Raw genomic sequence first — 26,178 nt, forward strand, 5'->3', positions numbered from 1 at the left:
GTCAGGATATACGGGTAAACCGGAGGTGTTTTATCACCATATCATTCACCAGACGGTTCATATTCTCGGAAAAAGAGTCGTACACCACTTCCACGCGGCAGGGACCGGGCGTCATCACCACCTCCACCGCCGTGGAATAAATGAAATGCTCCCAGTTGCCGGAGCGTGACGTATGGGGAAAAGCCAGCGTGCCCGCGCGCCGCCCGTCCAGGTACAGGCTGCGCAGGGCGCAGGTGTTCCCGTCTGAAACGTCAAAAGTGCCGTTCGCGAAAAAGGCGTCCACCCGGTACACGCCGGGCTTGTCTATGTTGACATTATAGCACAGGGCGTCCGGAGACTCCGTAACGCGGGAAAACCAGACTTCATCCCCGCTCAGCCCGCAGGGGCGCGTCTCCATGCGGGCATCCGCGGAAGGATAGTCATTGGGTTCATTCAGATAAGACTCCCTGCCGTCCAGAGCGACCGCCATCACCTGGAAAGACACGTCCCCCCGACTGGGGGCAGGCATGTAATGGCAATACTCCGTCTGGGACACAGGAATGCCGTTCCGGTAAACACGGTAATAATCCGCTCCGGCCACGGCCTCCCAGGCGATTCCATGGCGGGCTGCCTTCCACTCCGGAGCCTCCAGGCTGCCGCCCATGTGGGCCAGATTCACCTGCCCCGCCCCTTCTTCTGCGGCAACCATCTCCAGTTCCACGAACACGCGGCCCTTCATGCCCGGAGAAAGCACGGGGGGAGCCTCCTGCCCGTTGACCAGGCACCGCGCTATCCGGCGCCCGTGGCCGCGCAAGCGCACATCCACCGTCATGCCGCGGTATTCCAGCCCGGCCAGTTCATGAACTCCTTCAAAAGACTCCGGAACACAGGGGCGGAACTCCATGGAATCCGGCTGAAGGCGGATGCCGAACAACCCCTTGTAAAAACTGCCCAGCATCCCGGCAATGCTCCAGAGCTGGCTGTCCGAACTGAGCAGCAGCCCTTCATCCAGGCCCGTTTCCAGAAGCACGTTCTCTTTGTTCGTCCCACACAGCAGGGCGGCGCGCACCATGCAGGCGAACGCCAGAGCCAGGGCAGACTCATTCTCCACCGCGGCGGCGGCCTGCGCGTAATAGCCCTCCAGGAACGGCCACATGGCACGGTTGTGGTAAGGCGGCACGCCGTCCGGCATCTGGGGATGGAAACAGGGAATGCCGTACACGCAATGGGGGAGAACGGCTACCATTCCGGCGGCATGCGGACCGTGAGCCTGCCCCAGAAGCACGCAAAGCAGATTGCCCAGGGAATCCACCTTTTCCGACAGCACGGGGTAACCCCGGCCATACAGGTACTGCCCGTACAGGGCATGCTCCGGAATCCGGAAAAACCGCTCGATGACGGCGGACAGGGAGACGCTTTTTTCCTCCCATTCCCGCGCCTTCTCCTCCAGCCCCAGTTCCCGGAACATCCGTGCCAGAACCTTGCGGGCCTCCGCATGCAGAACCATGGTGGAAAGGCTGCATGAATCCCCGATGTCCGCGGAAGTCATCCACGCCGGGTAACTCTGTTCCCGCCAGTCCAGGAAAGATGACTCCCCTTTCACCAGGCCGCCGGTAGCCGCAAGCACCTGTTCATCCCGCATGCACGTCTTTTCCAGCACGCGGCAGGAACGGGCCAGCCAGCCGGCGTCCCCCGTCAGGCAGTAAACCTCCCAGGCGGCCATTCCCCACACCACGCGGTCGGAGGAAATGGGCCAGGAACCGCCCGTGCCGGTATCCTGCTCCACCTCCCCGTTCCGCACCCGGGCATTCAGGCTCTTCATGCAGGCATGGACATTCCACAACCCCAGCCCCAGATGGGTGGCGTAGGAAATATCCCGGGTCCACACGGTGGGCCAGTTGGCTCCCGTCCGGAACGTCCCTTCTTCATTGAGCAGGGAACCGGCCTCGTTAAGCGCCAGGCTGTAGGCCTTATTGAGCACTTCAAAGCTTCCCCGGTAATGCGGGGCGTTCCCGGTCTCCGGCAAAACGCGCCATTCGGAATAACGGCCGTTCTTCATGGTCTTCACCTGGCCGTCCCGCTGCACCTCCGCCCAATGCGCGGCATCCTGGCGCACGGAATTTCCGGTCAGTGTAAAGGCCTCACCCCGGTATAATATGCGGTCTTGGTCCATAAATAAGCGGATGCTGCATCCATCTTTCTTTTTAACACGGGGGAAAACTTCTGTCCCGCAGAAAATGAGGCTTACGGAGCTTTCAAGGCACAAAAAAACCGGGCTCCCCGAAAACGGGAAGCCCGGCACAAGAGCAAATCAACTTTAATGCTTCAACAGAGAGGAAACGGCGTCACGTTCTTCCTTCAGTTCATTGACGGTGGCGTCAATCTTTTCCTGGGAGAACGCGTTGATCGGCAGGCCCTGCACGATTTCCCAGCCGCCGTCCTTGGTGGTGCGGACCGGGAAGGAGCAGATGAGGCCCTTTTCAATGCCGTAGGAGCCATCGGAGCACACGGCCACGGAATACCAGTCGCCTTCCGGCGTCTGGGTAGCCAGGCTGCGGACGGTATCCACGGCGGCGGAGGCGGCGGAGGCGGCGGAAGAAGCGCCGCGGGCCTTGATGATGGCGGCGCCGCGCTGCTGCACGGTGGTGATGAAATCACCCTTGAGCCATTCCGTATCCTTGATGACTTCCGTCACGGGCTTGCCGCCGATCCTGGCGTTGGTGAAATCAGGGTACTGGGTGGAGGAATGATTGCCCCAGATGGTCATGTTGGTCACTTCCGTCACATGGACGCCAGCCTTTTCAGCAAGCTGGCTCTTGGCGCGGTTTTCATCCAGGCGGGTCATGGCGAAGAAACGGTCGGAGGGAACGCCGCTCGCATTGTGCATGGCGATCAGGGCATTCGTATTGCAGGGGTTGCCTACAACCAGCACGCGCACGTCCTTGGCGGCGCTGCGGGCGATGGCCTGGCCCTGGCCGATGAACACCTTGCCGTTGATGTCCAGCAGGTCCTTGCGTTCCATACCGGCCTTGCGGGGCACGGAGCCTACCAGAAGGCACCAGTTGGCGCCGGCGAAGGCTTCATCCGGATCAGAGGTGGGAACGATTTCATTGACCAGCGGGAACGCGGCATCACGCAGTTCCATTACCACCCCTTCCAGAGCATTCATGGCCGGGGGAATTTCCAGCAGGCGCAGGTTGATCGGCTGGTCCGGTCCCAGCATGCTGCCGGAAGCAATACGGAACAGCAGGGAATAGGCAATTTGGCCGGCGGCTCCTGTAACGGTAACGGTGATAGGTGTTTTCATAACGTTCAAATTAAAATAAACAGATCTTTTCTGTCTGGTCCCGGTTATAGCACAGGGAAGAACGGCGCTCAATCAGGAACTTTTTATTTTGACAGAAAAAATCCTCTTCCCCATTATGCTTGAACATCAGCCCTGCAGGCCTTATCCTTTAAATCAACCAAGTTTTTACCATATATTTGCACTGATACCATGAATTTAACGATCATCGGCAGTGGCTACGTGGGGCTTACCACGGGCACCTGTTTTGCGGAAATGGGCCACCACGTCATCTGTGTGGACAATAACGCGGAAAAAATACGCACCCTCCAATCCGGGTCCATTCCCATTTACGAGCCCAAGCTGGAAGAACTCGTGAAAAAAAACGTGGCCGTCGGACGGCTGGAATTTTCCCCCTCCATTGCTGATTCCATTGCGGAAAGCGAAGTCATCTTCATTGCCGTGCCCACGCCGCCCAATACGGACGGCTCCGTGGACCTCACCTACATTGAAAAAGTGGCCCGGGAAATCGCCCAGGTGCTCCAACCGGAAATGGGCTACAAGGTCATTGTGGACAAATCCACCGTACCCGTCAAAACCGGTGAAAAAGTCCGCCAGACCATCAAGCGCTATGCAGGAACGGACGTGCAATTCGACATCGTTTCCAACCCTGAATTCCTGAGGGAGGGATGCGCGGTGGACGACCTGCTGCATCCCGACCGCATCGTCATCGGCGCCAACTCGGAACGTGCCATGGACGTCATCAAGCGCGTCTACCAGCCCATCCACGCGCCCATTCTGGAAACGGACGTCAACTCTGCGGAGCTCATCAAGCACGCCGCCAACTCCTTCCTGGCCCTGAAAATTTCCTACATCAACGCCGTCGCCAAGGTCTGCGAAAAAACGGGAGCGGACGTGGAACTGGTGGCGGAAGGCATCGGCATGGACAAGCGAATCTCCCGCCACTTCCTCAACGCGGGACTGGGCTACGGGGGCTCCTGCTTCCCGAAGGACGTCAAAGCCTTCATCAACATCAGCCGCACGCTGGGCATTCCCTTCACCCTGCTGGAGGAAGTGGAACATATCAATGACACCCAGCACATCCACTTCCTGGACCAGATCAGGGACCGCCTGTGGGTGCTCAAGGATAAAAAAATAGCCGTCTGGGGCCTGGCCTTCAAGCAGAACACGGACGACATCCGGGAATCCATCGCCCTCAAGCTGTGTGAAAAGCTCCGCAGGGAAGGAGCCATCGTCACCGCCACGGACCCCAAGGCCATGCACACCGCCGCCCCAATCCTGGAACCGCTGGGCGTTACGCTGGAGGAAGACATGTACGAATGCGCCCGGGATGCGGAAGTGCTGATCATCGCCACGGAATGGAGCGAATACGCGAATGCGGACCTGCAAAAGCTGGCGGACGTCATGCGCAACCGCATCATCTTTGACGGAAGGAACATCCTCTCTCCGGCCAACATCCGGGCCGTTGGATTTGAGTACCATTCCGTGGGCAGGCCCTCCATTGAAGAAGCCTGACCGCTGCCGGGAATAATTCCGACTCCAAACGCCCCATTTGCAGAAAGGCCCCCGGAGCGCTGAATGCTCCGGGGGCCTTTGTTATGTATTCGCTAATCCTGTTGGCCGATCAAAACTCAAACTGCAATCCCGCGCGCAGGTAGAAACCGGGATCGTAATGGTACTTCTCCAGCTCATGACTCCCGTTGCTGGTCTTGATGGTGCCGGAGTTCCCAAAGGAAAAACCGACGTCCGCCACCAGTCTGGGACGAACGCTGCCCCAGTGTCCCAGGCCTACGTCGGCTCCCACGCCGGCGACGCCGGAAATCCACTCGAACTGGCGGACGCGGCGGTCATGGTGAATCGTCCAGGTGCCGGACACCACGGAAACGAAAGGCCCCCACGTCAGCCCCTCGCTCACCTTGCTGGTATAGGAAAGCCGGGCTCCTTCCAGTTGAAGGGTCCAATTGTTCGTTGCCTTCCATTCAAACTGGATAAGGGGAAGGAGGGGAAAATCTCCCAGCTGCGGATAACAGCCGACGCCGATACCATAGCTGAATCGGTCATTCAAGGGACCTGCGAGAAGGGCATGGCCGCCGAAAAACAAATTATGGGTCGTCCAGGTATCGAAATCCGTGGAAATCTGCGGCGTTACGCCGAAAACCAGGCTCGTCTTCCCCCTGAGCTTGTAAGACGCGGTCACATTCAGCCAAATCGTGTACAGCTCATCCACATCCATCTCGCGCGCGCCTTCTCCATTGAACCAGCTCAAACGAAGGGCGGCCGTGGAGGAAAAGCCCCAGGAACCGCTGGACATCCGGCACAAATTCAGGTCCGTCATCCAATTCTGTATGTTCACGCTCCCATGTCCGTTTCTGGAATCCATGGGGCCAAGCAGCTCAAAATAGGACTGCGTGGGAAAAACGGGCTTGGAGGCGTTCTCCCCCGTGGGAGCCGGAGAGCTATTGTAGCCTCCGGAATAAGCTTCCGCATAATAGCCGGTATCATAACCGTCTGAGGAATCGGAATCCGGATAAGGCTGGGCGTTCGCCTGGGCGACCAGAGTCATGCCGGCCATGAGAGAGAAACTTGATAATAATCGAAGGAACATGATCGGAAATTATATATCAGTGCACATTCGGTCAATCAAAACATATACAAATGACTAATTAATATTTTCACGCCCGAACAGCAGCGCGATCATAATCATCACGAGTACAAGAAGTAAGTACCAGCGGGCCGCTTTGCTGCTCCGGATACACGCCCCCGCACAAACAAGAGACACGACAAAACAAACCGCCGCCGCCAGGAGCATTCCCCGCGCCAGCATGGGAAAATCCAGCGCCCCTGCCCCCGCCGCAAGAAGCGTCCCTATCACATACCCGGCAAATGACCACCTCAACCCCGCCAGCCAGGAAAAAGAGGCTGTCTTCTGTTGGCTCTGCTTCATTTCATCACTCTGCGTGCCAGTTTCCGAATCTCAAGTTAAAAATCCGGCCTTCTCCATGATATGAACAAAAAGGATCTCCCTCAACACGGGAATGCCTCCCAAAAGCAACAAAAAAACACGTTGAAAAATAGACCGGGCACAAAAAGGCGAAGACCTCCCATATCTGGTTTTATGAATTAAAAAAACTCCGGAATACTGCGCCTACAGGATTTCTTCTCAAGATAACATTATTCAGGTTCCATATACGGTTCAACATTTATTTGTTTTTCCTGACTGCTTCAAGCCTCTTATCAATTTGCTCTGCTAGGGAAAGAACAGAACAAGACGTATCCATGGAAACAAGGGCTACTACCGTATTACCGTTCACGAAAAAGAGGGACGACTCGTTGCTCGACGGAATCATTCCGCCAAAATCGCCCAATACCCCCTGCCTTCCCAAACTGTAATCTCCCAGTTTGAACGGATTGACGACCACCGTTGCTATTTCGTCATCCCAAGACCATTGTTCAGGCCTGTCCGGGGTTTTCTGAAAACGCCGTGAATACAGCTCGTTCATGGCCGCAGACTGAGACTGGCAATAGCCGACAAAAAGCCAAATATCGCTCTTGTCATCGTCTTTCCCTTCCGTATGAAGGCGCGCAACCACGCCGTTTTCCTGTTCATCCACCACATCCACGTCTCCCTTCTTCCAAACAGTCTTCAACCATGCCTGATTGATAGCACCCTGATCGGGATTGGGCAAAATAACCTTCTTGTCGGGAGAAAGCGAAAGAGATGAGAAATATGTATCAAAGTTTTTCCACTTTAAACCTTCCGATAAATCAGATTCCCCACGAACGCTAAAAGGAAACTTTCCGGGAATGCCATAGTCGGGAGCAAGTTTTTTTCGTTCTTCCCGCTGCTTCTCTTCTTTTTGCCAACGGAGTTTGGATACTTCCCTGGCCCTACGGTCCCGCTGTTTGATAGATCGGTTGAATTCCATTAATTTTTCTTGGGCTAAATCAAAATCATAAACAGCCGGCGCTTTCCCATCCAGAACGAGAGACAATGCTTTAAGTACAGGCAGCATTTCACGCGTAGAGGCATATCTCGTCTTTACCGTTTCGGGGGTAACAAAAGTAGCCGGATCGGTAAATCCCTTGAACGCCAATCCAGCGTTTTTAAAGGTAAAACAAAGAATATCATCACCTTTGGTCATAACCCAGCAATCGTCGCTTAACACTATTTCCTTATAAATGGAAGGCATGGACCAATAATTGAATGAAGCCCCTTCAAAAATAATCATATCAGTCCGTATGCCGAAAATGCTGGTGGAGTACCAAACATCCATTGATCCATCGATACGGCTGTTCTGGTTACAATAGAGAACAGAATTCCAGCTGTCGGATGTAACGAAAAAAATACCTTTCCCTACTTTTAATCCATGGAGGATTTTTTTGAGGTCTGGAGCCTTTTTCAAAAATTCTTTACTCCCAAAATGAAATCCAGTATTTTCTAACCTCTGTAATCCTTGCAACCTTATATTCTGAATAGCATCTCTTGTTGATGCCTTTGCTTCTGGGACTACTATCATCGGCTCCAGCGCAAAAGACAAAACAGGAGTATATGATAGCACAAATAGTTTCAATAATATGTTTTTCATTTTAATTCTGGGATAATTGACATAATTTTAGTTGGAATGATTATACCATTATTATCACGATATAAAGATTGTATTGTATTATTTCGATAAGAATCAGGATTTTCTCCAATCACAGGACCAGCACAAGAATCACAAATACACTCAACATTAATAATAACATTAAAACCTAAACTAATATTAATATTAGATTTAACGTACATATGATTAAAAAATCCAGATCTAATATCGTAAAGAGGATCTTTATTCGAAACAATAGGTTGCCTTAAAGATAAATAATTATTATATTTTGGGTTTTCATAAAATGGATTATTACATAAACCTTTACCTACTAAATCAACAGTATGTATTCTTCCAAATTGTTCTTGATAATTACATTTTGCATCGATTCCCAGAAGCCGGATAAGAGATGATAGAGAAAAGGCTTGATCATAACAATTAACTATTTTACCATTACTTTGTTCAAGATAGGAATCCAGATTAATGCTTATTGAAATTGGTGTTGCTTCAAAATATTTTGGAGCTCCATTTACTACATCATATTCCCACCCCATTTGATTAAAAGTGTATTTAGTAATATTCCCTATTATTAGTATGGAGGAGTTTTGATCGAAGCCTATGTTACCTGAATCTTCTATTGCTACATCCAAAGCCTTAATCCAAGGTTTCTTCTTGTTGTCATTCATATCCCATGGTGACTTGAGTGGTTCCTTGAACAAAACATACCCATTCCTAACTGTTGTTTCAAAAACAATTGTCTCGTTAGTAAGAGCAGTTCCTTGAATCTCTGTTAATCTCCAAGTCCATTGTTGATTTCCTTTATTCAATTTGGAATCAATATTATCTTTGAAAGAAATTTCAAATTCTGTGTTGTTATCAAATTCCTGTTCATCCAGTTCTGGGAGGAAATTTTTCGGAACTTTTCCCTCATCCTTTGTCTTTATCTTCGCTTTCTTTATGATTCCAGGTTTTACTTCCGCTTTAATTTTTAGATCAGGTTTTTTACCGCCAATATAGAGAAAAGGTTCCGATTTCGTTGCTTTGCCATTCTTATCAAAAGTTGCTTCCGGGACATCTATGATTTTCCCTTTATAAGTTTTTAATAAATCCATAGCATCCTTGTCATGCTTACCCTGTACGTGATTGAAACTTATTTGATGGATTAGGAGGCTTGGAGTTAATAATTTGTGTGCGGCTTCAAGATCAGTCAAATGTTTTTTCTGTCCGTTTTTAGTCTCATAAAAACTCATCTTGCATTTTACCGTGATCACTTTTCCCCACTGTTCCTTGTTAGACGAATGGACAGTACAAGTGTCCTGATCTCCATTTTTGACTTCCAACTTTTCCGTAACGGTCCATTCGTACTTTTTCTCTTCGTCCAATTCGTATCCTGCATGCGGCTGCGGCGGCTCCACGACAACAACAGTGAATTGCCCCTTAGCTTTATACTCCTTGATTTTCTCTGGTTCAAAAATGGCATATTTATTGCTGTTCTCATCTTCTGGATCCTCTCCTTCTGCTTCTTCTATAGTACATATGGGAAGTGACTGAGGATCCACCTTGATTTTACCTCCCGGCTCCCCGCTCGCCCAACTCGCTTGCAGAATCAGAGAACAGGCAATTAGAACAATATAATAATACCGCAATATACTCATATGTCTTTTATCGATTAAAATATTCATTCAGCCGTAATCTCATTTTATTTACATTTGATTCACTGTATTGCTTTGTTCCAATGATAAATTGTTTCCAATCAACTTTCCATCTATCCATCATTCTGATTTCCTGGGGAGTAAAATCAATGACATTGGGACTGTTGGGGAATTTATAGCTGGAGCGATAATAAGAATCCTTCATTTGCTCCGTTGACCATGTCTCAAGCATCTTTTGTTCAAATTTCTTGATATCGCCTTCATCCCAGATCTTTAGATGCCACTTCCAGTTTTCTTTCAATGGACCGGGAACTGAAGCCTCATTCCATAGTTTCCTGAACGTATAAAGCAGTAATTTTTGGGAAAGGCGAAGATGCAATGGAGAATCGGCCCGTTTCACAAAACAGTTGCTCCAAGCTTTCAGTAGATTTACCGGAACATCAGCATTTTTTATGGAAGTAAGTTCCGGAGGGGAAGGCATCCTGGCATTCTGATAGCCGCTTTCCAGACATGCATTCAGAAAAACACCACCAAGAGTCGCCTCTTTAGAGCCATTTCTGGAAATTCTTAAAAAATAGAATCCGGCCCGGTCCGTATAAAAATTTTTATATACTCCATTATTCCCGAAATCCCGGCATCTCGTACGGACCATAACAGGAAGCGACATGATACGGGTTAGTTCAAGGTTTACAATATTTTCCGATTTTTTCCCATTCCTTTGAATCAGAACCTCCTGAGGCAAACGAGATTCGACAAAACGAGCTTCGATCAGGTAATCCCGATCATAGCGTGAAATGTCATTGGATAAGGGTTGGTTGAAGTAGAGGGAAATTTCATTTTTACCAGCAGGAACGCGTACAAGAACCCATAAGTCTGGACCATCAAAAAAGGTACCGTGCATATAACCCTGATCACTCCATTCGGAACAGGGACGGGTCGCGTCGTTGATGTTGTACAGACAAATTCGGGACGCTGCATTTTCTTCATAGAATTTCCCCGATATCCAGGCATCTTTGATTTTCTTCCTCGGCCCGAGAGTTACTCTGGCGTCATACAAATAGCCTCGGGAATCCTTTCGTTGATCAAAACGATGCATGATATTTCCCCATGACTTTTTTGCCGAACGTCTTAAGGAAAAATGGCGTCCGTATCTGTTGCACCAGTCGCCCTGTGTTTCCCAATCATCACAGGCAAAACAAATACCATAAGGCCTTTCGCCAAGCGGCAGAGATTGAAACTGGTTCAAAGAATTATGCCATGCCTGATCATCTGGAATGGAAAAAATTTTTGGATGTTTGATTTCATCTCCAAGACGACGTCTTTTCTTTTTACTGGCTGTTGTTTTTCCAACGACCCGAAACCCTTCTCCAAAAACTCCAGCTAAAACAGTCCCATCAGGAAGATCAACAAAACAACTGACTGTGCCTCCCTTTTTTTTCTCTGCCAATTTAGTGTTCACAGAACTTTCATATTGCATATTTGCCGGATTAAGCAAGATGGGAACTTGATTGCGGAAGCCTATCCACACTCCTTCCTTTACGGGATAAAGGCTCGTCACATAATCTTCGGGAAGAGGCCTCAATTTACCTTGGGAAGATTTCATAATTCCCTTCGCTTTCAGTTTTTCCACGGCATCCATTCCCCGGATAAAAATCTCTTTGTCACCGCGTTTTATTCCCAGTCCTGACGTTGTGCCCACAAATACGGAATTACCATTGGCAGCCATGGTATTGCACAAATTTGACGGCAGCCCTGCACCGAAAAGAACCGGAGGTTGCGAAAGCTTGCGTGCATCATCCGAATGCCATTTTGACTGAAAAAACTCACAGGTCTTGTATTCATCCTTAAGAGTCATCCGGGCCATTCCTGCCGTTAAGAAGCCTACCCACAAATCTCCCGACCTATCAAAGGCTAGTGCTGAAACTTGATCTTCAGGCAAACCATCGGCCCGCGTGACATCCTTCCATGAATCCGTCAAAGGGGAATAAATAGCAATGCCTCCCGAGGTTGCTACGGCAACATCCCCTGTTGCAGAAGAGACGCTAATGTCAAAAACACGGCCACCCGGCAATGTCGTCTTACGGGTGTATGTTTTCCATTGTTTGCCATTCCAAATACACACTCCCCAACAGTCTGTTCCCACCCATATTCTTCCCTGGGCATCTTCAGCCAGGGCATAGAAATTTTCAGTATCTGGAAAATCTGCCGCTGTTCCTGCCTTTTTCCAGACATTTTTATCCAGCTCCAAGTAGAATAATCCCTCACCCTGGGTTGAAGCCCATAAAATACCTGAAGAATCCACTAAAGCATCCGTTATCCTGCTTCCGGGACAAGGAGGAAGGTTGGAGAAATTTTCCACCCCAAGAGAGAAGGAACATGATGCAAGCAAAGTTGAGACCATTAATCCCAATAGCTTCAGAAATGCCGTGAATCTCATATTCATCGGATGAAATTCTAATAATTCCTACAACAAAAAACTAAAATAGGGCTTATCAGCAACAGTAGTTCTTCTGATATTTGCTATTATGTTGAAATCAAATTAAAAAGTCAAAAATTATTTCCTTCCTTATTTTGGAATATTCAAGACTCTCCCTGGTTTTTCCCATTACTGGGAGTAAAAAATGGTCGGGAAGACAGGATTCGAACCTGCGACATCCTGCTCCCAAAGCAGGCGCTCCACCAGGCTGAGCTACTTCCCGTATAAAAAAGGGATTAAAAAATTGGGAGAAAAAAATGGTGGCTCGGGACGGGATCGAACCGCCGACACGGGGATTTTCAATCCCCTGCTCTACCGACTGAGCTACCGAGCCACTTGCTTGCACGCAGAACGTGTTTGCGGGACAGAATCTAGCACCGCATCTCCGGTATTGCAACCACAAAATATCATTTTTCCAATTTTCCTGCGTTTTGCCGTGTCCGGCCCAAGGAAGTTCTTCCCTGTGAATCAGGAGGAAGTCTGAGCCAGAATACCGCTCAGCAACAGCGGAAAGATCAGCGCCACCCAGGAGAGGGTGTACAGCAGGAGAGGGGGCATGTTCTTTTTCAACCTGTCCAGCACGAACATGAATACCCCCGCCATGGCCAGCCCGTAATAGATCCACGCGTCACCGGTGTATTCCCGGGCGGCGGCGGCCAGGCAGAAGACGACGTAGATCACAATCACCCCCATCCAGACCAGGGAAACCATGTCCCGGGCGGCGGAGTCCTGCCCGTCTTCCTCTTCTTCTTCATTCCACCGTTTGCGGCTGAACATGCTGAGGATGACCAGAGCGACGAGATACCAGGTGGGCGTGGACAGCTGGCCGCCCCAGCCTCCGCCCATCGTTCCATAGAAGTAGGCAGGGATTCCCGCTCCCGTAGAAAAGGAGACGGCGGCAAAGAATGATGCCATGACGAATCCGGAGGACAGGCTCCCCTTTTTGTGCGGATTGGAGGAAAAGTAGAGGAAAAGCAGGCTGCAAATACCCGGAAGCAGGGCAAACTGGAAGATGACCACGCCCAGTTGGAAGAACATGATCCACAGCCCCGTCACGGCCGCCACCACAATGAGCAGGGAGATGACGAAGCAGTGCTTTTTGGCAAACAGCAGGCATTCATCCGAGTATACTGCAGGGCCTCCCCGGAATATTTTAAGCACCCGGTCCAGCATGTTGACGCACCAGACGGCCACAAAGAGGAATTGGTACAGCCAGGGGGTGGAGACTACCACCAGATGGGACTGGCTGACGGCAAAAGCCCATGCAATGGCTGCAGAAGGAATCTCCAGTCCCATCAGGGAAAACCACGCCCACCAGGGGGGTCTCTTCAGCACCTGCTCCATTTTCCGTTACATCATCCCCATAACCGTTCCTCCCGCAAGCTCCCGAACCGTCATTCACAAACTTCCGCATTTTTATGCGGGGATGCTTGACATGCAATAAAACACTCCTATACTGGTGCTCCCCTTGCGTCGGAAACGCAATACATCACCATGAAGAAAGATATTCATCCCCAGTACAATCCGGTCGTTTTTGTCGACATCACCACCGGACGCCGCTTCATCACCCATTCCACCGTTCGCTCCCCCAAGACGGAAGTTATTGACGGGGTTGAACATTTCGTGGTTTCCTGCGGCATCACCTCCGACTCCCACCCGTTCTTCACCGGCAAGAACCAGTTCGTGGACACGGAAGGCCGCATCGACAAGTTCCAGAAGCGTTTCGGCGCTGTCCGCCGCAGCGGCGGCAAGCCCAAGCTCAACAAGTAAGGCTTGTCCCCAACAGTTTTCCAACCCCGTTTCCTTTCCGGAAAGCGGGGTTTTTTATTTGCAGGCTTCTCTTTGCCCCTTTTTCCTGCTTCACTGGCGGCAGCATGACGTTGACACCAGACCATTTTGACAAGCAGTCTGCGGAGCTTCTCCGCTCCGGCCGTCCCGTCCTTGCCGGAATCAGCGGCGGACGGGATTCCATGGCGCTGCTTTCCCTGCTTTCCCAAATGCCGGGGTGCCACCTCATTGCCTGCCACGTGAATCACGGGCTGCGCCCGGAGGCGGAGGAGGAGGCACAGTTCGTATGCCGGTACGCCGCCTGCCTGGGGGTTCCCTGTGTCCAGGAACGGGCGGACGTCCGCGGCATGGCCCGTTCGCGTGGAATTTCCATTGAAGAAGCGGCGCGGGATGCCCGGCAGGCCTTGTTCCTGAAATGGGCTGCCGGCTATCCGGGGGCTTTCGTGGCCCTGGCCCACCACCGGAACGACCAGCAGGAGACAGCCCTTCTCCACCTGTGCCGCGGGGCTTCCGGCATTCACGGCATGTCACCCGTTTCCACCTGGGCCAACGGATTGACTGTCGTACGCCCCCTGCTGGATTTTTCCCGGAAGGATATTACCGCCTACCTGGAGCATCGCCATATTCCATGGCGGGAGGATTCCAGCAACCAGTCTGCAGAGTATACCAGGAACGCCCTGCGCCATGAGGTCATTCCCAGGCTGGACACGCTGTTCCAGCGAGACACCAGCCTTTCCTTTTCACGCGCCTGCCGCATTGAGAACCAAATCCGCACGGCGCTTTCCCAGGCGCTGGATTCCATGAATCTGGCAGACCCCCAGGGGCGCCTGTTCCTGCCCAAGGTCAACCAGCTTCCCGCGGAGCTGAGGCAATGCGCCGTGCATGATTACCTGCGCCGGCAGCATATTCCGGACCTGACGGAGGACGCCGTGCTCCGGGTGATGAGCATTCTGGATACGGACGGTCCTTCCCGGACTTCCCTGCCCGGCGGCAAGCTGGCCGTACGCAAGGAGAAGCGCCTGATGGTCACGGATGCGCCGCGCCCAATCAATAAAGGGGAGCAACCCCCTGCGGGTACAGCAGGTGGAATTTAATGGCTTCATTCCCCACCACCAGAGCGGTGCCGAACATCCTGTCTTCATCCGTCAGCCGCGGGAGCTGGGCAATCGGGAAAAGCAGCCCTCCCAGAATGAGGCCGTAGTTGTATACGGACGGCATCATGCAGAGCAGCTTTTTGGAGATGTCCGCGGCGTCCAGGGTCGGGAAGACCCACACGTCACTGGGCTGAAGCATGGAGTTGCGGTGAACGCGCACGCTGTAGGAGTCCGGGGACAGGGCGGCGTCAATCTGGATTTCCCCTTCCACGGAGATTTCATTGTTCAGGCAGTCCTTCTGCACCATGCTCCGGGCCAGCGCGGTAGCGGCCCTGGTGCGGTCCGCAGCCAGTTCCGGCACGGACCCGGCGGTGGAGGCGCTCAACATGGCGACGCGAACGCTTTTGCCGAGCATGTGGCGGGCCATTTTGGCCGTTTCCACGGCAAAGTAGGCCATGTTTTCCACGGTGGGATCAGGGGTCACCCCGGTATCCGCCAGGAAGTAGATGCCGCGGCCGCCAGATTTTTTAGCAAATTCGGGAACGAGAACGATCGAGATGGCAAAGAGGGGCTTGGTAGGAACGGGTTCCTGCCGGTATTTGTTCACGGCGCGGAAGACGGAAGCCACCCTTTTCATGTTCCCGGCCACAATGGCGTCCGCCTGGCCGTAAAGCACCATCATGGCGGCAAAGTGGACCGGCTCGGAGACGATTTCACGGGTGTTCATGGGCAATCCGTTGCCGAACATTTGTTCCGCCCGTTCATAGCGGTCGCAGAACATTTGAAGGTCCGAGCTTTTTTCCGGCTCAATGATGCGGACGAATTTCAGGGAAATTCCGTTCATTTCCGCCATCCTCCTGATGACTTCCTTCCTGCCCAGCAGGATGGGCACGCCTGCCTGTTCCGCCACGAAGCGTTCGGACACGCGCAGCACGCGAACATCCTCCCCTTCCGGGAAAACGATGCGCTTGGGATGACGCTTCAGGTTGTCCAGGAGCGGTCCTGTAAAATCATTCAGCGGGGAAAAGCCTTGCCAATCACTCATATGTCACGTGTCCTATTTAACGCGACTCTAAAAAATCCTGTCCATAAAATCAACCCATAATGTCAAAGACGGCAAATAATCGGCAAATACGTCCTCCGGGTTGAACCGCCCGCGCCGCCGTGCTAACATGGGCATTCCTCCATGTACTGCGATTACCATACCCATACCCCCCTGTGCCTGCACGCCTCCGGCACTCCGCAGGAATATGTGCAGGCAGCCGTCCGCGCCGGCCTCCGGGAATACGGCATTTCAGATCACGCCCCAATGCCCGGGGAGCCTTTTGACGACTGGCGCATGAAGCAGGCGGACATGCCGGCCTATCTGGACTGGCTCACGGAGGCCCGGGAATGCGCCGCACCGCACGGCCTGACGGTCCGCGCCGCGCTGGAATGCGACTGGTTTCCCGGCATTGGGCCATGGATAGAGCACTTGCAGAGCCTGCACGCATGGGATTACCTGATCGGGTCCGTCCATTATCTGGGGGAGAAGGAGGAGTTTGACAATCCCTACAAGATGGATTTCTGGAACCGGACGGATGTGGAGGACGCATGGAGGCAGTATTGGGAACGCTTCCGGGAGATGGCGGCTTCAGGCCTGTTCCACATCATGGGCCATGCAGACCTGATCAAGAAGTTCGGCTTCCGCCCTTCCGGAGATTTGCGTCCTTATTACGAACCGTCTCTGGAAGCCATGAAGGAGTCCGGCGCCTGTCTGGAGCTTAATACCGCCGGCTGGCGCAACAAGTGCGCCGAACAGTATCCGGACGCGCAGTTTTTAAAGATGGCGGCGGAGATGAATATTCCCCTCACCATCAGCTCAGACGCCCACAAGCCGGAGGACGTGGGCCGGGATTTTGAGCGCGCCGCGGAACTGGCCCGCCAGACGGGCTTCACGCATCTGGCCTCCTTCCAGGAGGGCCGCATGGAGCTGTATCCCCTGCCCGGAATCTGACCTTCCCCTTTCCTCTGCGGGAAGGGAATGCTTCCCGGGGCCGCGGCGTCTGCCGCCTGGGCAGCCCGTGCCTTGAGTTTCCTGTACCGGCAGCCCGTTTGCTGCGGAGGCTGGCGCACGCTTTCCGGAAGAAGAGGAGGAACCCGCGGACGCACTTTCAACCACCGTACAAGCCAGGCTTCACAGGCAAAGGCATTGGACGCGGTGGAACGGGGCGGGGAGGGACGGGATGGGGCCTTGGCGGCAGGGGGGAAGGCCGGATAATGACGGGCGGCGGCGGATAGTTCCACGTCCTGATAATCGGAGGGACAATGATGCGCTCCGTTCTCGGCTGGCTGGCCACCTCCCTTACTTCCCCCTGCAACTGGGAGACCTGCTTGTTCAAGTCCGCAATTTTCTTCTGGGTTCCGTCCTTCAGAGCCAGGTATTTCTTTTCCAAATCCTGCCAGTACTGTTCGGCGGTCTCCCTTTTTTTACGGATGGCGTTCACCTGTTCCTGATAGGTTCCCATCCTCGCACGGAAGGTACGGGCATCCTCCGGCAGTCCCACGCGGTCCGCTTCCAGGGCATTCCATTGCAGGGCCATGACTTCCGCCTCCACCTGGGAGAGTTCCCCCAGCAGCAGAAACATGCGGGAGATATCCGCTCCTTCCAGATAACGGGGATGCCGCTCCGCTTCAGACAGGGATTCCCTGATTTTCCTGGCTTCTTCATCAGCCGCCTTTCTGGCCTCTTCCGCCTTTTTCCTGCGCGCCGCGTCCTCCAGGCGCCGCTGGTCCAGCCTGGTTTTCACGTCCTCCGGCGTCATCCTGTAATCCTTCTGCTGGGCATCCGTGAGCTCCTTGTAGGAGACCTTGGCCACCCCGTCCGTGTACTGGACGCTGACAAAGTCGTCTCCGGAAGACACCACGCTGGCGTCTTCCAGCACCCTGCCGGACCGCAGGGTCATATTTTCCGCCAGGGCCGCAGGCAGCAGGGCGCACAACATCAAAAAACAGGTTCCAGGCTTCATATGATTCTCCTCTTCTACGTTGGTAAGAGGCGTGGGGAAAGAAATTTATTCAAAAAAAATAGAACCAGAGGTTAATACTGGCGCCGCGGCCCGGTTTTCGCTAGCATCACGCGAGTCATTTACACGTGTTATGAGTCTCTATTCTTCATCCTGGTCCCCTTTACCCTCTCTTCCCGATCTGGAAGGTTTCGCCGGCATGTATGCCGGAACATGCGGAGAAACAATGATTTGTGCCGGCGGCACCAATTTCCCGGACAAACCCATGCTTGAAGGCGGCGCCAAAACGTGGACGGACCGCATTTTCACGCTGTCTCCGGGGGAGAATGGGTGGACGGAGGCAGGAACGCTCCCCGCGCCTTACGCGTACGGAGCCTCCGCCAGCACCAGGGAAGGCCTGCTGTGCATCGGCGGCTGCGGCAAGGAAGGCCACCGGAAGGACGTTTACCTGCTGAGCACTGCGGACGGAGCCGTCACTGTGACTCCCTTCCCTCCCCTTCCCATAGCCCTGGCTTACACGGCCGCCGCCGTTCTGGGCGGCAAGGTTTATCTTACGGGAGGCTGTGAGCGCCCCGGGGAGCAGGACTGCACCAACCGGGTTTTCATGCTGGACGCACGCGGGCCGGAACAGGGCTGGCAGGAGCTGGACCCGCTGCCGGGCCGCGGACGCTTCCTGCACCAGATGGCCGCGGCGGACGGCGTCCTTTACGTGCTCGGCGGCATCGGCCTCCGGGAGGAGGATGGCAAACAGGCCCGGGAATTGCTGACGGAAGCCTGGAGCTTCACGCCGGAACGCGGATGGACGCGCCTGCCGGAGATGCCTTACGCCATCGCCGCGGCCCCCACCCCGGCCCCGGTTTCCCGGAACGGCGTGATTTATTTGCTGGGCGGGGACGACGGCTCCGGAAAGAAGTATACCCCGCAGACCAACCCCGGCTTCAACAACCAGTCCCTGTGCCTGGATACAGCCGCCATGGAATGGCACGACGCAGGGCCCATCGCGGCGCCCAGGGCGGTCCTTCCGTGCTGCGCGTGGCAGGGCCGTTTTGCAGCCGTGAACGGAGAACTTAAACCCGGCAGGCGCTCCCCTGAAGTGTGGAGCATCACCCTTTCCTGATTTTTCACCCACATCCCATCCCTATCTTCCAGCATATGCACATTTCACGTCACCTTACCCGGTTTTCCAGGGCATGCGGCTCCGCTTTCGCCGCCCTGCTGCTGATGGCGGCCCCCGCTGCCAACGCCTCTTTTTCCGTGGATGTACACCCGGCCGGAGCCATTCCCGACCTGCCGGACCCGGCGGGCCGCGCTGGAATGGCGGCTGGAACCGTTACGGAAAGTGACGGCACCCAGTCCATCATCGCCGCAGGCGGCGCCAATTTCCCCCAGGCCGCTCCGGGAGCCTCAACGCCGGAAGAACGCGGGCCTAAGGCGTACCACCAGGATATTTTCAAACTCCGCAACGGCCAATGGAGCAAGGCGGGGACGCTGCCCGCTCCGCTGGGTTACGCGGCTTTTGCAAGCGTAGGCAAGGGGCTGGCGGTAGCCGGAGGCCATAATGCGGAAGGCATCCTGAAAGACGCCCTGCTGATCAAGGCGGACGGCTCCGTGGAAAAGCTTCCTCCCCTTCCCGTCCCCGTTACGGAAGCCGCCTTCGCCGCTCACGGAAACAAGCTGTTCGTCATCGGCGGACGGGACAGCGACCAGCCGGAAGCCGCCCTCAATACTATCTATATGCTGGACACCACTCCGAATACGGCCAAAATGAAATGGGCGTCCCTCCCGCCCTTCCCCGGTGCGGGCCGCATCCTCTCCACCGCCGCCGTCTGTGACAGCACCCTGTTCATCGCAGGCGGCTGCACCCTGTCCAGGGATGCCGCCGGAGAAACCGCCAGAACGTACCTTTCCGACATGATCGGCTACGACATGACGTCCAACGATCCCGCCGAATGGGGAGCCGCGGGCAAACAGCAGCCTGCCGGACCGGGAACGCCCGTAGCCGCCGCCGCAGGCCCCGCCCCGGTACGTGAAAATTCCATCATCCTCATCGGCGGGGACAAGCGCGGCAATGCGCCGGACCCGTCCAAGCCCGTGGTGCAGTCCCGCGACATCCTGGTTTATGACGTCATCGGAAACAAATGGACGCACCAGGGGGAGTGGCCCGTCGGCATCGCCACCGCGCCCGCCGTCGTGAAGGGTTCCGAGATCATGACCATCAGCGGGGAAACCGCCCCGGGCGTCCGGACCCCCGTGAACGCCTCCGCCTCCGCAGGGTACCATTTTGAAATGAGCACGGTTGATTACGCCGTTCTCATCCTGACCGTCATCGTCATGGCGATCATCATCGTTTCCGCCGTGCGCAACGGCGTTAAAAATGTTTCTGCCGTCACGGACCCGAACACCAGGCCGGGCCTGTGGGCCTGGGTGGCCGTCATCGTCCTGTGGTTCGTGGTCATGCTGAACTATTTTGACCGCCAGCTCCTTTCCGCGCTGCATGAACCCATCGTCCGGGACATTCCGCAGACGGAAGCCCAGTTCGGCATGGTTACCTCCGTCTTCCTGCTGATTTACGCCCTGCTCAGCCCGGTGGGCGGCTTCCTGGCGGACCGCTACAGCCGCCGCCTGATGATTCTCTGCTCCCTCGTCGTCTGGTCCGTGGTTACCTGGTGGACCGGCCATGCGGAGGATTACACGTCCCTGCTCATCGCGCGCGGCGCCATGGGCATCAGTGAGGCCTTTTACATCCCCGCCGCCCTGGCCCTGATTACGGACTACCACCGGGGCAGCACGCGCTCCATCGCCACGGGGCTGCACATGAGCGGCATTTACGTGGGCATGGCCGTGGCCGGCTTCGGGGCCACCATGGCTTCATGGACGGGCTGGCGCATGACGTTCGCCCTGTTCGGCCTGATCGGCGTGGCGTATGCCATCGTCCTCATCCTGTTCCTGAAAGACCCGGCCAAGGCCCCTGCGGATACGGCGCAGGCCAAAAAGCCGTCCGAACCCAAGGAAAAAACGGTCCTGATCAATGTGGACAATGACGAACGGGCCATCAAGGAACCCGCGTCCAATCTTTCCACCGGCGCCGTGCTTTCCAGCCTGCTGAGCGGCCGCCCCATGTGGATGCTCCTGGCCGTGGTCGCCTTTGCAGGCGCCGGGAACTGGTTCCTGCTCACCTGGTACCCCACCCTGCTTCAGGATAAATACCAGCTTTCCTCCGCGGAGGCAGGCCCCGCCGCCACCCTGTGGAGCTCCGTAGCCAAGTACGTGGCTGTGCTGGGCGGCGCCATTCTGGCGGACATGTGGTACCGGCGCAACGCCCGCGCCCGCGCCCTGGTGCCCGGCATCACCTTCACCATATCCGGCCCGCTGGTGGTTCTGGCTCTGCTGCCCGGCATCTTCGGCTGGGACATTGCGGTTCCCCTCGTGCTCATGCTGGGCCTCGTCGCCACGCAGGGGCTGGCGCAGGGATCGCTGGACGCCACCCTCATGCCTGTGCTACGCTCCCATATCGACGAGCGTTACTCCGCCACCGGCTATGGCCTCCTCAACCTCACGTCCGCGGGCGTGGGCGCCCTTATCTCCTTCTTCGGGGGATGGTTCAAGGACCAGGGCGTTCCGCTGACCACCACCCTGGCGGCGGCAGGATGCCTGATGCTGCTCTGCGGACTGCTGCTCCTGATGCTGCCGCGGCCCAAACATTAACAGCAACCTTCTTTCATATCCCCAACCCCAGCCTTATGAAGAATCCCGCATGCCTGTACCTGGTGACGGGAGCCCTGTGCTCCCTCTCCTTCCTTCCCCTCGCGCAGGGGCGCACCTGGACCAGCGTCCAGGGGAAAAGCCTGGAAGCCGAGTTCGTCAGGCTGGACGGCCAGAAAGCCGTGCTGAAACGCTCCGGCGGCCAAACCGTCTCCATCCCCCTCGCCCAGCTTTCCCGGGAAGACAGAGATTTCATCGCGGCCCGGGGAAAGGGAGGGGCTGCCTCCTCCAATCCCGCGGACAATTACCACCTGCCATGGCCCAGGACCGTCAAATGCCAGGACAATTTCAAGGTGGAAACCATCAAGGAGGAACAAGGGGAGTATATTTATGAAACGCCCCATTTCCGCTTCATCTGCGACGCCAAGCTGGGCGCCGGCATGATCAAGCGCCTGGGCCTTCTCTTCGAGGCCACCCACCTGGCGAACAAAACGCTTCCCATCGGCAACATCCCCCCTCACGACGATTCCGCCAAATTCCCCGCCTACCTGTACGAAAAGTTCAGCACGTACCTGGAAAACGGAGGCCGTGAAGGCACGGCAGGCATTTTCCTGGGGACGACGCGCAGCGGAGACCGCGGCAAAATCCTGGTCCCGTTTGATTCCCTGGGCGTCAAGACCATGGGGAGCACGTACATCATTGACCGCGACAAGGATTCCTCCACCCTCATCCATGAACTGACGCACCAGCTCATGTCCCCGGAGGCCAAGCAGGCAAGCTGGTTCTGTGAAGGCTCCGCGGAATACATGGGGATGACCCCGTATTCCGGAGGCCGCTTCAACTTCGGGGCCAACCGTTCCCACATTGTCTCCCGCGTGACGGAATACGGCAAGAAAAATACGGGGGGCCGCGCCCTGGGGGACGACTTTGAGGCGCCCAGCCTGGAGTCCTACATGAACATGCCCTATTCCCAGTTCACGGGAGAGAACGCCAACCTGAATTACGGCCTGGCCGCCCTGATGGCCTACTATTTCTACCACATGGACGGCAAGGGGGACGCCCAGCGCGTGAAGAACTACATGAAGGCCATCCAGTCCGGCAGCAGTGAAAAAGAAGCGCAAAAGCTCCTCCTTGATGGCCGGAGCTATGAGGAGCTGGCCAAGGAGATTGAACAGAAATGGCGCAAGGCCGGCGTTAAAATCCGCTTCCGCTCCTCCTCCTGACCCGCGCCGCGCATGCGGAAAGACGCTTCCGTCAATGGCCGGAGGACAGTCTGTGCCCTGAAAAACCGTTGACATGGCAGGGAAAGGCGGCACACTTTCCACCAGCAGGGGCTATCAGACACGCATGGCAGAAGACGCTTCCATAACCGCCCTGATGGACAGGGTGGCCCGCACCGCACCCTTTCACCGGGAACTCGCGAAACTGGGCACGGAGGAACAGGCGGTTTTCGACCATACCTCCCTGCCCGGGGTTCCGTTCGTGGCGGCCCTGTGCATCAGGACCATTCCGGACACCGCCCGGGCCTGGGTGATCGCGCCCCATCTGCGCGCGCAGGAATCCCTTGCCGCGCAACTGGAAACATGGGGAGTGCGCAACATCCTCTTCGTCCCGGAAAAAGAGGTGGCCCTGGGGGAGGAAGTGGGAGACCCGGAGCTTGCCGCGGAACGGCTGAACGTCCTTCACCGCATCGCTTCCGGCCATGTGGGCAGGCAAACCGTCGTTCTGACGGAAGGCAGCCTGAATGACGAGGTTCCCTCCCCCGACGGCATGCAGAACCAGGGAATGACCCTGAAAACGGGAGAAACGCACGCCCCTGACGATTTGATACGGCTGTTTGAGGAGGCGGGGTTCGAGGGCGTTCCTCAGGTCATTTCCCGCGGGCAGTGGTCCCGCCGCGGCGGCATTCTGGACGTTTTCCCGCTCCAGTCCTCCCATCCCGTACGCCTGGAGTTTTTTGACGACGAGATTGAATCCATCCGGGAATTTGACGTGGACTCCCAGATTTCCTTCCGGAAGACGGAGCACGTCAACCTCGTCCTGACGGAAGCGGCAGGCGTGGAAACCCTGCGGGCCTGGATCAAGCCGGGCGACCTGGTCATTACGGCCCCTTTCTGCAAGGAACGGGGGAACGTGTGCATCCTCACCGCACCGCCGGAGAACGCGGAGGGGGAGGAGGACTTCTCCCTGGCCATCCATGACAATCCCCTGGGCAGCTTTGACGCCGGGGACTTCGTGATGCAGGAGATCCGGCGGGAGCTGGCGGAACGCCAGATCCGAGAATGGCTGGACCGGAAATGGAACGTCAGCATGTTTTTTCCCAACGAAGGGGAGGAAGAGCGCTTCCGGGACATCTGCGCCGGAACGCCCGCGCTGCTGTCCATCACCGCCCTGCGCGGGGACCTGCCCGGCGGCTTCAGCATTCCGGGAGCAAAAACGGCCGTTCTCTCCTCCTCGGAGCTGTTCGGCAGGTACCAGTCCGCCACGGCGCGCCGCCGCGCCAGCCGGGAGGACAAGGCGCGCAAGGCCCGCGCGCAGGCCTCCCTGAAGGACATCAACCCCGGAGACCTGGTGGTGCATACCAGCTACGGCATCGGCAAATTCATCAACATTTCCACTTCCCCGGACTCCGGAGACGAGGAAATGAACATCCTTTACCGGGACAATACGATCCTGCACGTCCCCCTCAGCCAGGCGCACCTGGTTTCACGGTACATAGGGCTGGGCAGCAAGACGCCGGAACTCAACAAGCTGGGGGATTCCAAATGGCAGCGCGCCAAAAAGTCCGCGGAACGCTCCGTGGCGGACTACGCCGCCCAGCTCCTCAACGTGCAGGCGGAACGCCAGACCGGAAAGGGCTACAGCCACCCTCCGGACAGCAAATGGATGTGGGAGTTTGAAAGCTCCTTCCCCTTCCGGGAGACCCAGGACCAGCTCCGCGCCATCGCCCAGACGAAGGCGGACATGGAAGCCACCCGCCCCATGGACCGCCTGATCTGCGGGGACGTGGGCTTCGGCAAGACGGAGGTGGCCATCCGCGCCGCCTTCAAATGCGTGACGGGAGGCCGCCAGGTGGCCGTGCTGGTGCCCACCACCGTGCTTGCGGAACAGCACTTCCGCACCTTCAAGGAGCGCATGAGCGAATACCCCGTGCGGATTGAAATGCTCAGCCGCTTCAGCAGCGCGGCGGACGTCCGCTCCACGCTGGAAGGGCTTAAGTCCGGGGCCGTGGACATCGTCATCGGCACGCACCGCCTCATCTCCGAGGACGTGTCCATTAAAAACCTGGGCCTGGTGGTGATTGACGAGGAACAGCGCTTCGGCGTCAGGCACAAGGAGAAATTCAAGGAACGCTTCAAGGGCATCGACGTGCTCACGCTGTCCGCCACGCCCATTCCCCGCACCCTGTACATTGCGCTGATGGGAGCGAGGGACATGAGCTCCATTGAAACGCCGCCCGTCAACCGGCAGCCCGTGCAGACGAGCGTATGCCCCTATGACGAACGCATCATGAAGAAGGCCATGGAGCGCGAACTGGAACGCGGCGGCCAGATTTTCCTGCTGCACAACCGCGTCAAAACCATCGAACTGTTCCGGGACCGCATCCAGGCCCTGGTGCCCAAGGCCCGCATCGTCATCGGCCACGGACAGATGCCCAAGGACGAGCTGGAGAAAGTCATGCGCACCTTCGTGCAGGGGAAGGCGGACATCCTGCTGGCAACCACCATCATCGAATCCGGCATCGACATCCCGAACGCCAACACCATCATCATTGACCGCGCGGACCGCTTCGGCCTGGCGGACCTCTACCAGCTCCGCGGCCGCGTGGGCCGCGCGGGGCACCGGGCCTACGCCTACCTCATGCTCCCCAGGTCCGCCGCCACCACGGGAGACGCCCGCAAGCGCGTCTCCGCCATCAAGCAGTACACGGAGCTGGGTTCCGGCTTCAAGATAGCCATGAGGGACCTGGAAATACGCGGCGCGGGCAACCTGCTGGGCACCCAGCAGAGCGGCCACATTGCCGCCATCGGCTTTGACCTGTACTGCCAGCTTCTCCAGCAGTCCATCGCCCACATGCAGGGCAGGCACACGGCCCCCCGGCCGGACGCGGCCCTGAGAACGGATTTCATCGTGAACAGCGAGACGCAGTTCGCCGCCAAATCCCGCAAGGATTATCTGGGCGCCTTCCTGCCCCGGGATTACATCAGCGACGCAGCCCTGCGCATTTCCGCGTACAAGGACCTGGCGGCAGTCCGCACCCTGAAGGAGGCGGACGCCCTGCTCCGCGCGTGGGAAGACCGCTTCGGCCCTGCACCGGAAACGGTGCATCACCTGCTGGATTCCCACAAAATCAAGATACTGGCCTCCAAAGCAAACATCTCCATGGTGGAAATCAGCGGACAGCGCCTGATGCTCACCAGGAACGGGGATTTTATCCTGCTGTCCAACAAATTTCCCCGGCTGGCGGGCGTCTCTCCCGCAGACAAGCTACGGGAAGCGCTGGAAATGCTGAAGAACATCTAAACCGCGCCACAGCCTTCCCGGCCGGGCCATCCAGCGGAAACAGGAAAGCCCCGGCGCCGGGGCCTTCCGCC

18 protein-coding genes and 2 tRNA genes are annotated in these 26,178 nt (G+C 56.1%); 8 read left to right on the forward strand and 12 right to left on the reverse strand.

Annotation, left to right across the window (positions count from 1 at the left end):
* Window position 1: 1 nt before the first annotated feature.
* Window positions 2-2,152 (reverse strand): hypothetical protein, encoded by a 2,151-nt coding sequence (locus P8A25_RS09900; RefSeq protein WP_215443175.1) that lies wholly within the window; start codon window positions 2,150-2,152, stop codon window positions 2-4.
* 144 nt (window positions 2,153-2,296) lie between these two features.
* A complete protein-coding gene (locus P8A25_RS09905) occupies window positions 2,297-3,286 on the reverse strand; it encodes a malate dehydrogenase (RefSeq protein WP_215443177.1) in 990 nt (329 codons plus the stop codon).
* 189 nt (window positions 3,287-3,475) lie between these two features.
* On the opposite strand from P8A25_RS09905, the gene P8A25_RS09910 reads away from it, so the two are divergent.
* Window positions 3,476-4,798: a UDP-glucose/GDP-mannose dehydrogenase family protein gene (locus P8A25_RS09910; protein ID WP_102727379.1), complete on the forward strand. Its 1,323-nt coding sequence runs from the start codon at window positions 3,476-3,478 to the stop codon at window positions 4,796-4,798.
* A 109-nt stretch (window positions 4,799-4,907) separates the two neighbouring features.
* Here the strand turns inward: P8A25_RS09910 and P8A25_RS09915 are convergent, their stop codons facing one another.
* The 8 genes from P8A25_RS09915 to P8A25_RS09950 form a co-directional block, all read right to left on the reverse strand.
* Window positions 4,908-5,888, reverse strand: coding sequence for an Amuc_1434 family mucin 2-degrading aspartic protease (locus P8A25_RS09915; protein ID WP_222705415.1), 981 nt, complete (start codon window positions 5,886-5,888; stop codon window positions 4,908-4,910).
* A 54-nt stretch (window positions 5,889-5,942) separates the two neighbouring features.
* The gene (locus tag P8A25_RS09920; RefSeq protein ID WP_215443179.1) at window positions 5,943-6,227 is read right to left on the reverse strand and encodes a hypothetical protein; all 285 of its coding nucleotides are present in this window, start codon (window positions 6,225-6,227) and stop codon (window positions 5,943-5,945) included.
* Window positions 6,228-6,483: 256 nt separating this feature from the next.
* A complete protein-coding gene (locus P8A25_RS09925; protein WP_215443181.1) occupies window positions 6,484-7,869 on the reverse strand; it encodes a hypothetical protein in 1,386 nt (461 codons plus the stop codon).
* A complete protein-coding gene (locus P8A25_RS09930) occupies window positions 7,866-9,548 on the reverse strand; it encodes a hypothetical protein (RefSeq protein ID WP_215443183.1) in 1,683 nt (560 codons plus the stop codon). Before P8A25_RS09930 ends, P8A25_RS09925 begins: the two co-directional genes overlap by 4 nt.
* On the reverse strand, window positions 9,529-11,961 hold the full coding sequence (locus P8A25_RS09935; RefSeq protein WP_215458362.1) for a two-component regulator propeller domain-containing protein: 2,433 nt from the start codon (window positions 11,959-11,961) through the stop codon (window positions 9,529-9,531). Before P8A25_RS09935 ends, P8A25_RS09930 begins: the two co-directional genes overlap by 20 nt.
* A gap of 179 nt (window positions 11,962-12,140) precedes the next feature.
* Window positions 12,141-12,217 (reverse strand) — tRNA-Pro (locus tag P8A25_RS09940).
* A 35-nt stretch (window positions 12,218-12,252) separates the two neighbouring features.
* Window positions 12,253-12,328 (reverse strand) — tRNA-Phe (locus P8A25_RS09945).
* Window positions 12,329-12,462: 134 nt separating this feature from the next.
* On the reverse strand, window positions 12,463-13,329 hold the full coding sequence (locus P8A25_RS09950) for a hypothetical protein (RefSeq protein ID WP_215443193.1): 867 nt from the start codon (window positions 13,327-13,329) through the stop codon (window positions 12,463-12,465).
* A 159-nt stretch (window positions 13,330-13,488) separates the two neighbouring features.
* On the opposite strand from P8A25_RS09950, the gene P8A25_RS09955 reads away from it, so the two are divergent.
* Together P8A25_RS09955 and tilS are read left to right on the forward strand one after the other, a co-directional pair.
* On the forward strand, window positions 13,489-13,764 hold the full coding sequence (locus P8A25_RS09955; RefSeq protein ID WP_022396217.1) for a type B 50S ribosomal protein L31: 276 nt from the start codon (window positions 13,489-13,491) through the stop codon (window positions 13,762-13,764).
* Between the two features lie 104 nt (window positions 13,765-13,868).
* Window positions 13,869-14,876, forward strand: a complete 1,008-nt coding sequence (gene tilS, locus P8A25_RS09960; RefSeq protein WP_215443195.1) for a tRNA lysidine(34) synthetase TilS — start codon at window positions 13,869-13,871, stop codon at window positions 14,874-14,876.
* On the opposite strand, the gene P8A25_RS09965 is transcribed toward tilS, so the two are convergent.
* Window positions 14,830-15,921 carry a phosphate acyltransferase gene (locus P8A25_RS09965; RefSeq protein ID WP_404838680.1) on the reverse strand — a complete coding sequence of 364 codons (1,092 nt, stop codon included), beginning with the start codon at window positions 15,919-15,921 and terminating at the stop codon, window positions 14,830-14,832. The genes tilS and P8A25_RS09965 overlap by 47 nt on opposite strands.
* Before the next feature lie 141 nt (window positions 15,922-16,062).
* On the opposite strand from P8A25_RS09965, the gene P8A25_RS09970 reads away from it, so the two are divergent.
* Window positions 16,063-16,872, forward strand: coding sequence for a histidinol-phosphatase (locus tag P8A25_RS09970; RefSeq protein ID WP_404838681.1), 810 nt, complete (start codon window positions 16,063-16,065; stop codon window positions 16,870-16,872).
* A gap of 157 nt (window positions 16,873-17,029) precedes the next feature.
* Here P8A25_RS09970 and P8A25_RS09975 read toward each other — a convergent pair whose 3' ends face one another.
* Window positions 17,030-17,863, reverse strand: a complete 834-nt coding sequence (locus P8A25_RS09975; protein ID WP_404838682.1) for a hypothetical protein — start codon at window positions 17,861-17,863, stop codon at window positions 17,030-17,032.
* 151 nt (window positions 17,864-18,014) lie between these two features.
* Between P8A25_RS09975 and P8A25_RS09980 the strand changes: the two genes are divergently transcribed.
* The 4 genes from P8A25_RS09980 to mfd all read left to right on the forward strand — a co-directional run bounded on the left by P8A25_RS09980 (window position 18,015) and on the right by mfd (window position 26,107).
* Window positions 18,015-18,998 (forward strand): hypothetical protein, encoded by a 984-nt coding sequence (locus P8A25_RS09980; protein WP_404838683.1) that lies wholly within the window; start codon window positions 18,015-18,017, stop codon window positions 18,996-18,998.
* 35 nt (window positions 18,999-19,033) lie between these two features.
* Complete coding sequence (locus P8A25_RS09985) at window positions 19,034-21,586, forward strand: MFS transporter (RefSeq protein ID WP_404838684.1); 2,553 nt, start codon at window positions 19,034-19,036, stop codon at window positions 21,584-21,586.
* A gap of 35 nt (window positions 21,587-21,621) precedes the next feature.
* Window positions 21,622-22,806 carry an SHD1 domain-containing protein gene (locus P8A25_RS09990; protein WP_022396224.1) on the forward strand — a complete coding sequence of 395 codons (1,185 nt, stop codon included), beginning with the start codon at window positions 21,622-21,624 and terminating at the stop codon, window positions 22,804-22,806.
* A 124-nt stretch (window positions 22,807-22,930) separates the two neighbouring features.
* Entirely contained in the window at window positions 22,931-26,107 is a 3,177-nt protein-coding gene (gene mfd, locus P8A25_RS09995; RefSeq protein ID WP_404838685.1) for a transcription-repair coupling factor, read from the forward strand.
* Window positions 26,108-26,178 lie beyond the last annotated feature (71 nt).

It is taken from the genome of Akkermansia sp. BCRC 18949 (assembly GCF_045011645.1).
Lineage (GTDB): Bacteria > Verrucomicrobiota > Verrucomicrobiia > Verrucomicrobiales > Akkermansiaceae > Akkermansia > Akkermansia massiliensis.

Excerpts from the sequence above, each read along its gene's own strand:
- P8A25_RS09900 (WP_215443175.1), bottom strand. The coding sequence starts at position 2,152 with ATGGACCAAGACCGCATATTATACCGGGGTGAGGCCTTTACACTGACC.
- P8A25_RS09905 (WP_215443177.1), bottom strand. The coding sequence starts at position 3,286 with ATGAAAACACCTATCACCGTTACCGTTACAGGAGCCGCCGGCCAAATT.
- P8A25_RS09910 (WP_102727379.1), top strand. The coding sequence starts at position 3,476 with ATGAATTTAACGATCATCGGCAGTGGCTACGTGGGGCTTACCACGGGC.
- P8A25_RS09915 (WP_222705415.1), bottom strand. The coding sequence starts at position 5,888 with ATGTTCCTTCGATTATTATCAAGTTTCTCTCTCATGGCCGGCATGACT.
- P8A25_RS09920 (WP_215443179.1), bottom strand. The coding sequence starts at position 6,227 with ATGAAGCAGAGCCAACAGAAGACAGCCTCTTTTTCCTGGCTGGCGGGG.
- P8A25_RS09925 (WP_215443181.1), bottom strand. The coding sequence starts at position 7,869 with ATGAAAAACATATTATTGAAACTATTTGTGCTATCATATACTCCTGTT.
- P8A25_RS09930 (WP_215443183.1), bottom strand. The coding sequence starts at position 9,548 with ATGAATATTTTAATCGATAAAAGACATATGAGTATATTGCGGTATTAT.
- P8A25_RS09935 (WP_215458362.1), bottom strand. The coding sequence starts at position 11,961 with ATGAATATGAGATTCACGGCATTTCTGAAGCTATTGGGATTAATGGTC.
- P8A25_RS09955 (WP_022396217.1), top strand. The coding sequence starts at position 13,489 with ATGAAGAAAGATATTCATCCCCAGTACAATCCGGTCGTTTTTGTCGAC.
- tilS (WP_215443195.1), top strand. The coding sequence starts at position 13,869 with ATGACGTTGACACCAGACCATTTTGACAAGCAGTCTGCGGAGCTTCTC.
- P8A25_RS09965 (WP_404838680.1), bottom strand. The coding sequence starts at position 15,921 with ATGAGTGATTGGCAAGGCTTTTCCCCGCTGAATGATTTTACAGGACCG.
- P8A25_RS09970 (WP_404838681.1), top strand. The coding sequence starts at position 16,063 with ATGTACTGCGATTACCATACCCATACCCCCCTGTGCCTGCACGCCTCC.
- P8A25_RS09980 (WP_404838683.1), top strand. The coding sequence starts at position 18,015 with ATGAGTCTCTATTCTTCATCCTGGTCCCCTTTACCCTCTCTTCCCGAT.
- P8A25_RS09985 (WP_404838684.1), top strand. The coding sequence starts at position 19,034 with ATGCACATTTCACGTCACCTTACCCGGTTTTCCAGGGCATGCGGCTCC.
- P8A25_RS09990 (WP_022396224.1), top strand. The coding sequence starts at position 21,622 with ATGAAGAATCCCGCATGCCTGTACCTGGTGACGGGAGCCCTGTGCTCC.
- mfd (WP_404838685.1), top strand. The coding sequence starts at position 22,931 with ATGGCAGAAGACGCTTCCATAACCGCCCTGATGGACAGGGTGGCCCGC.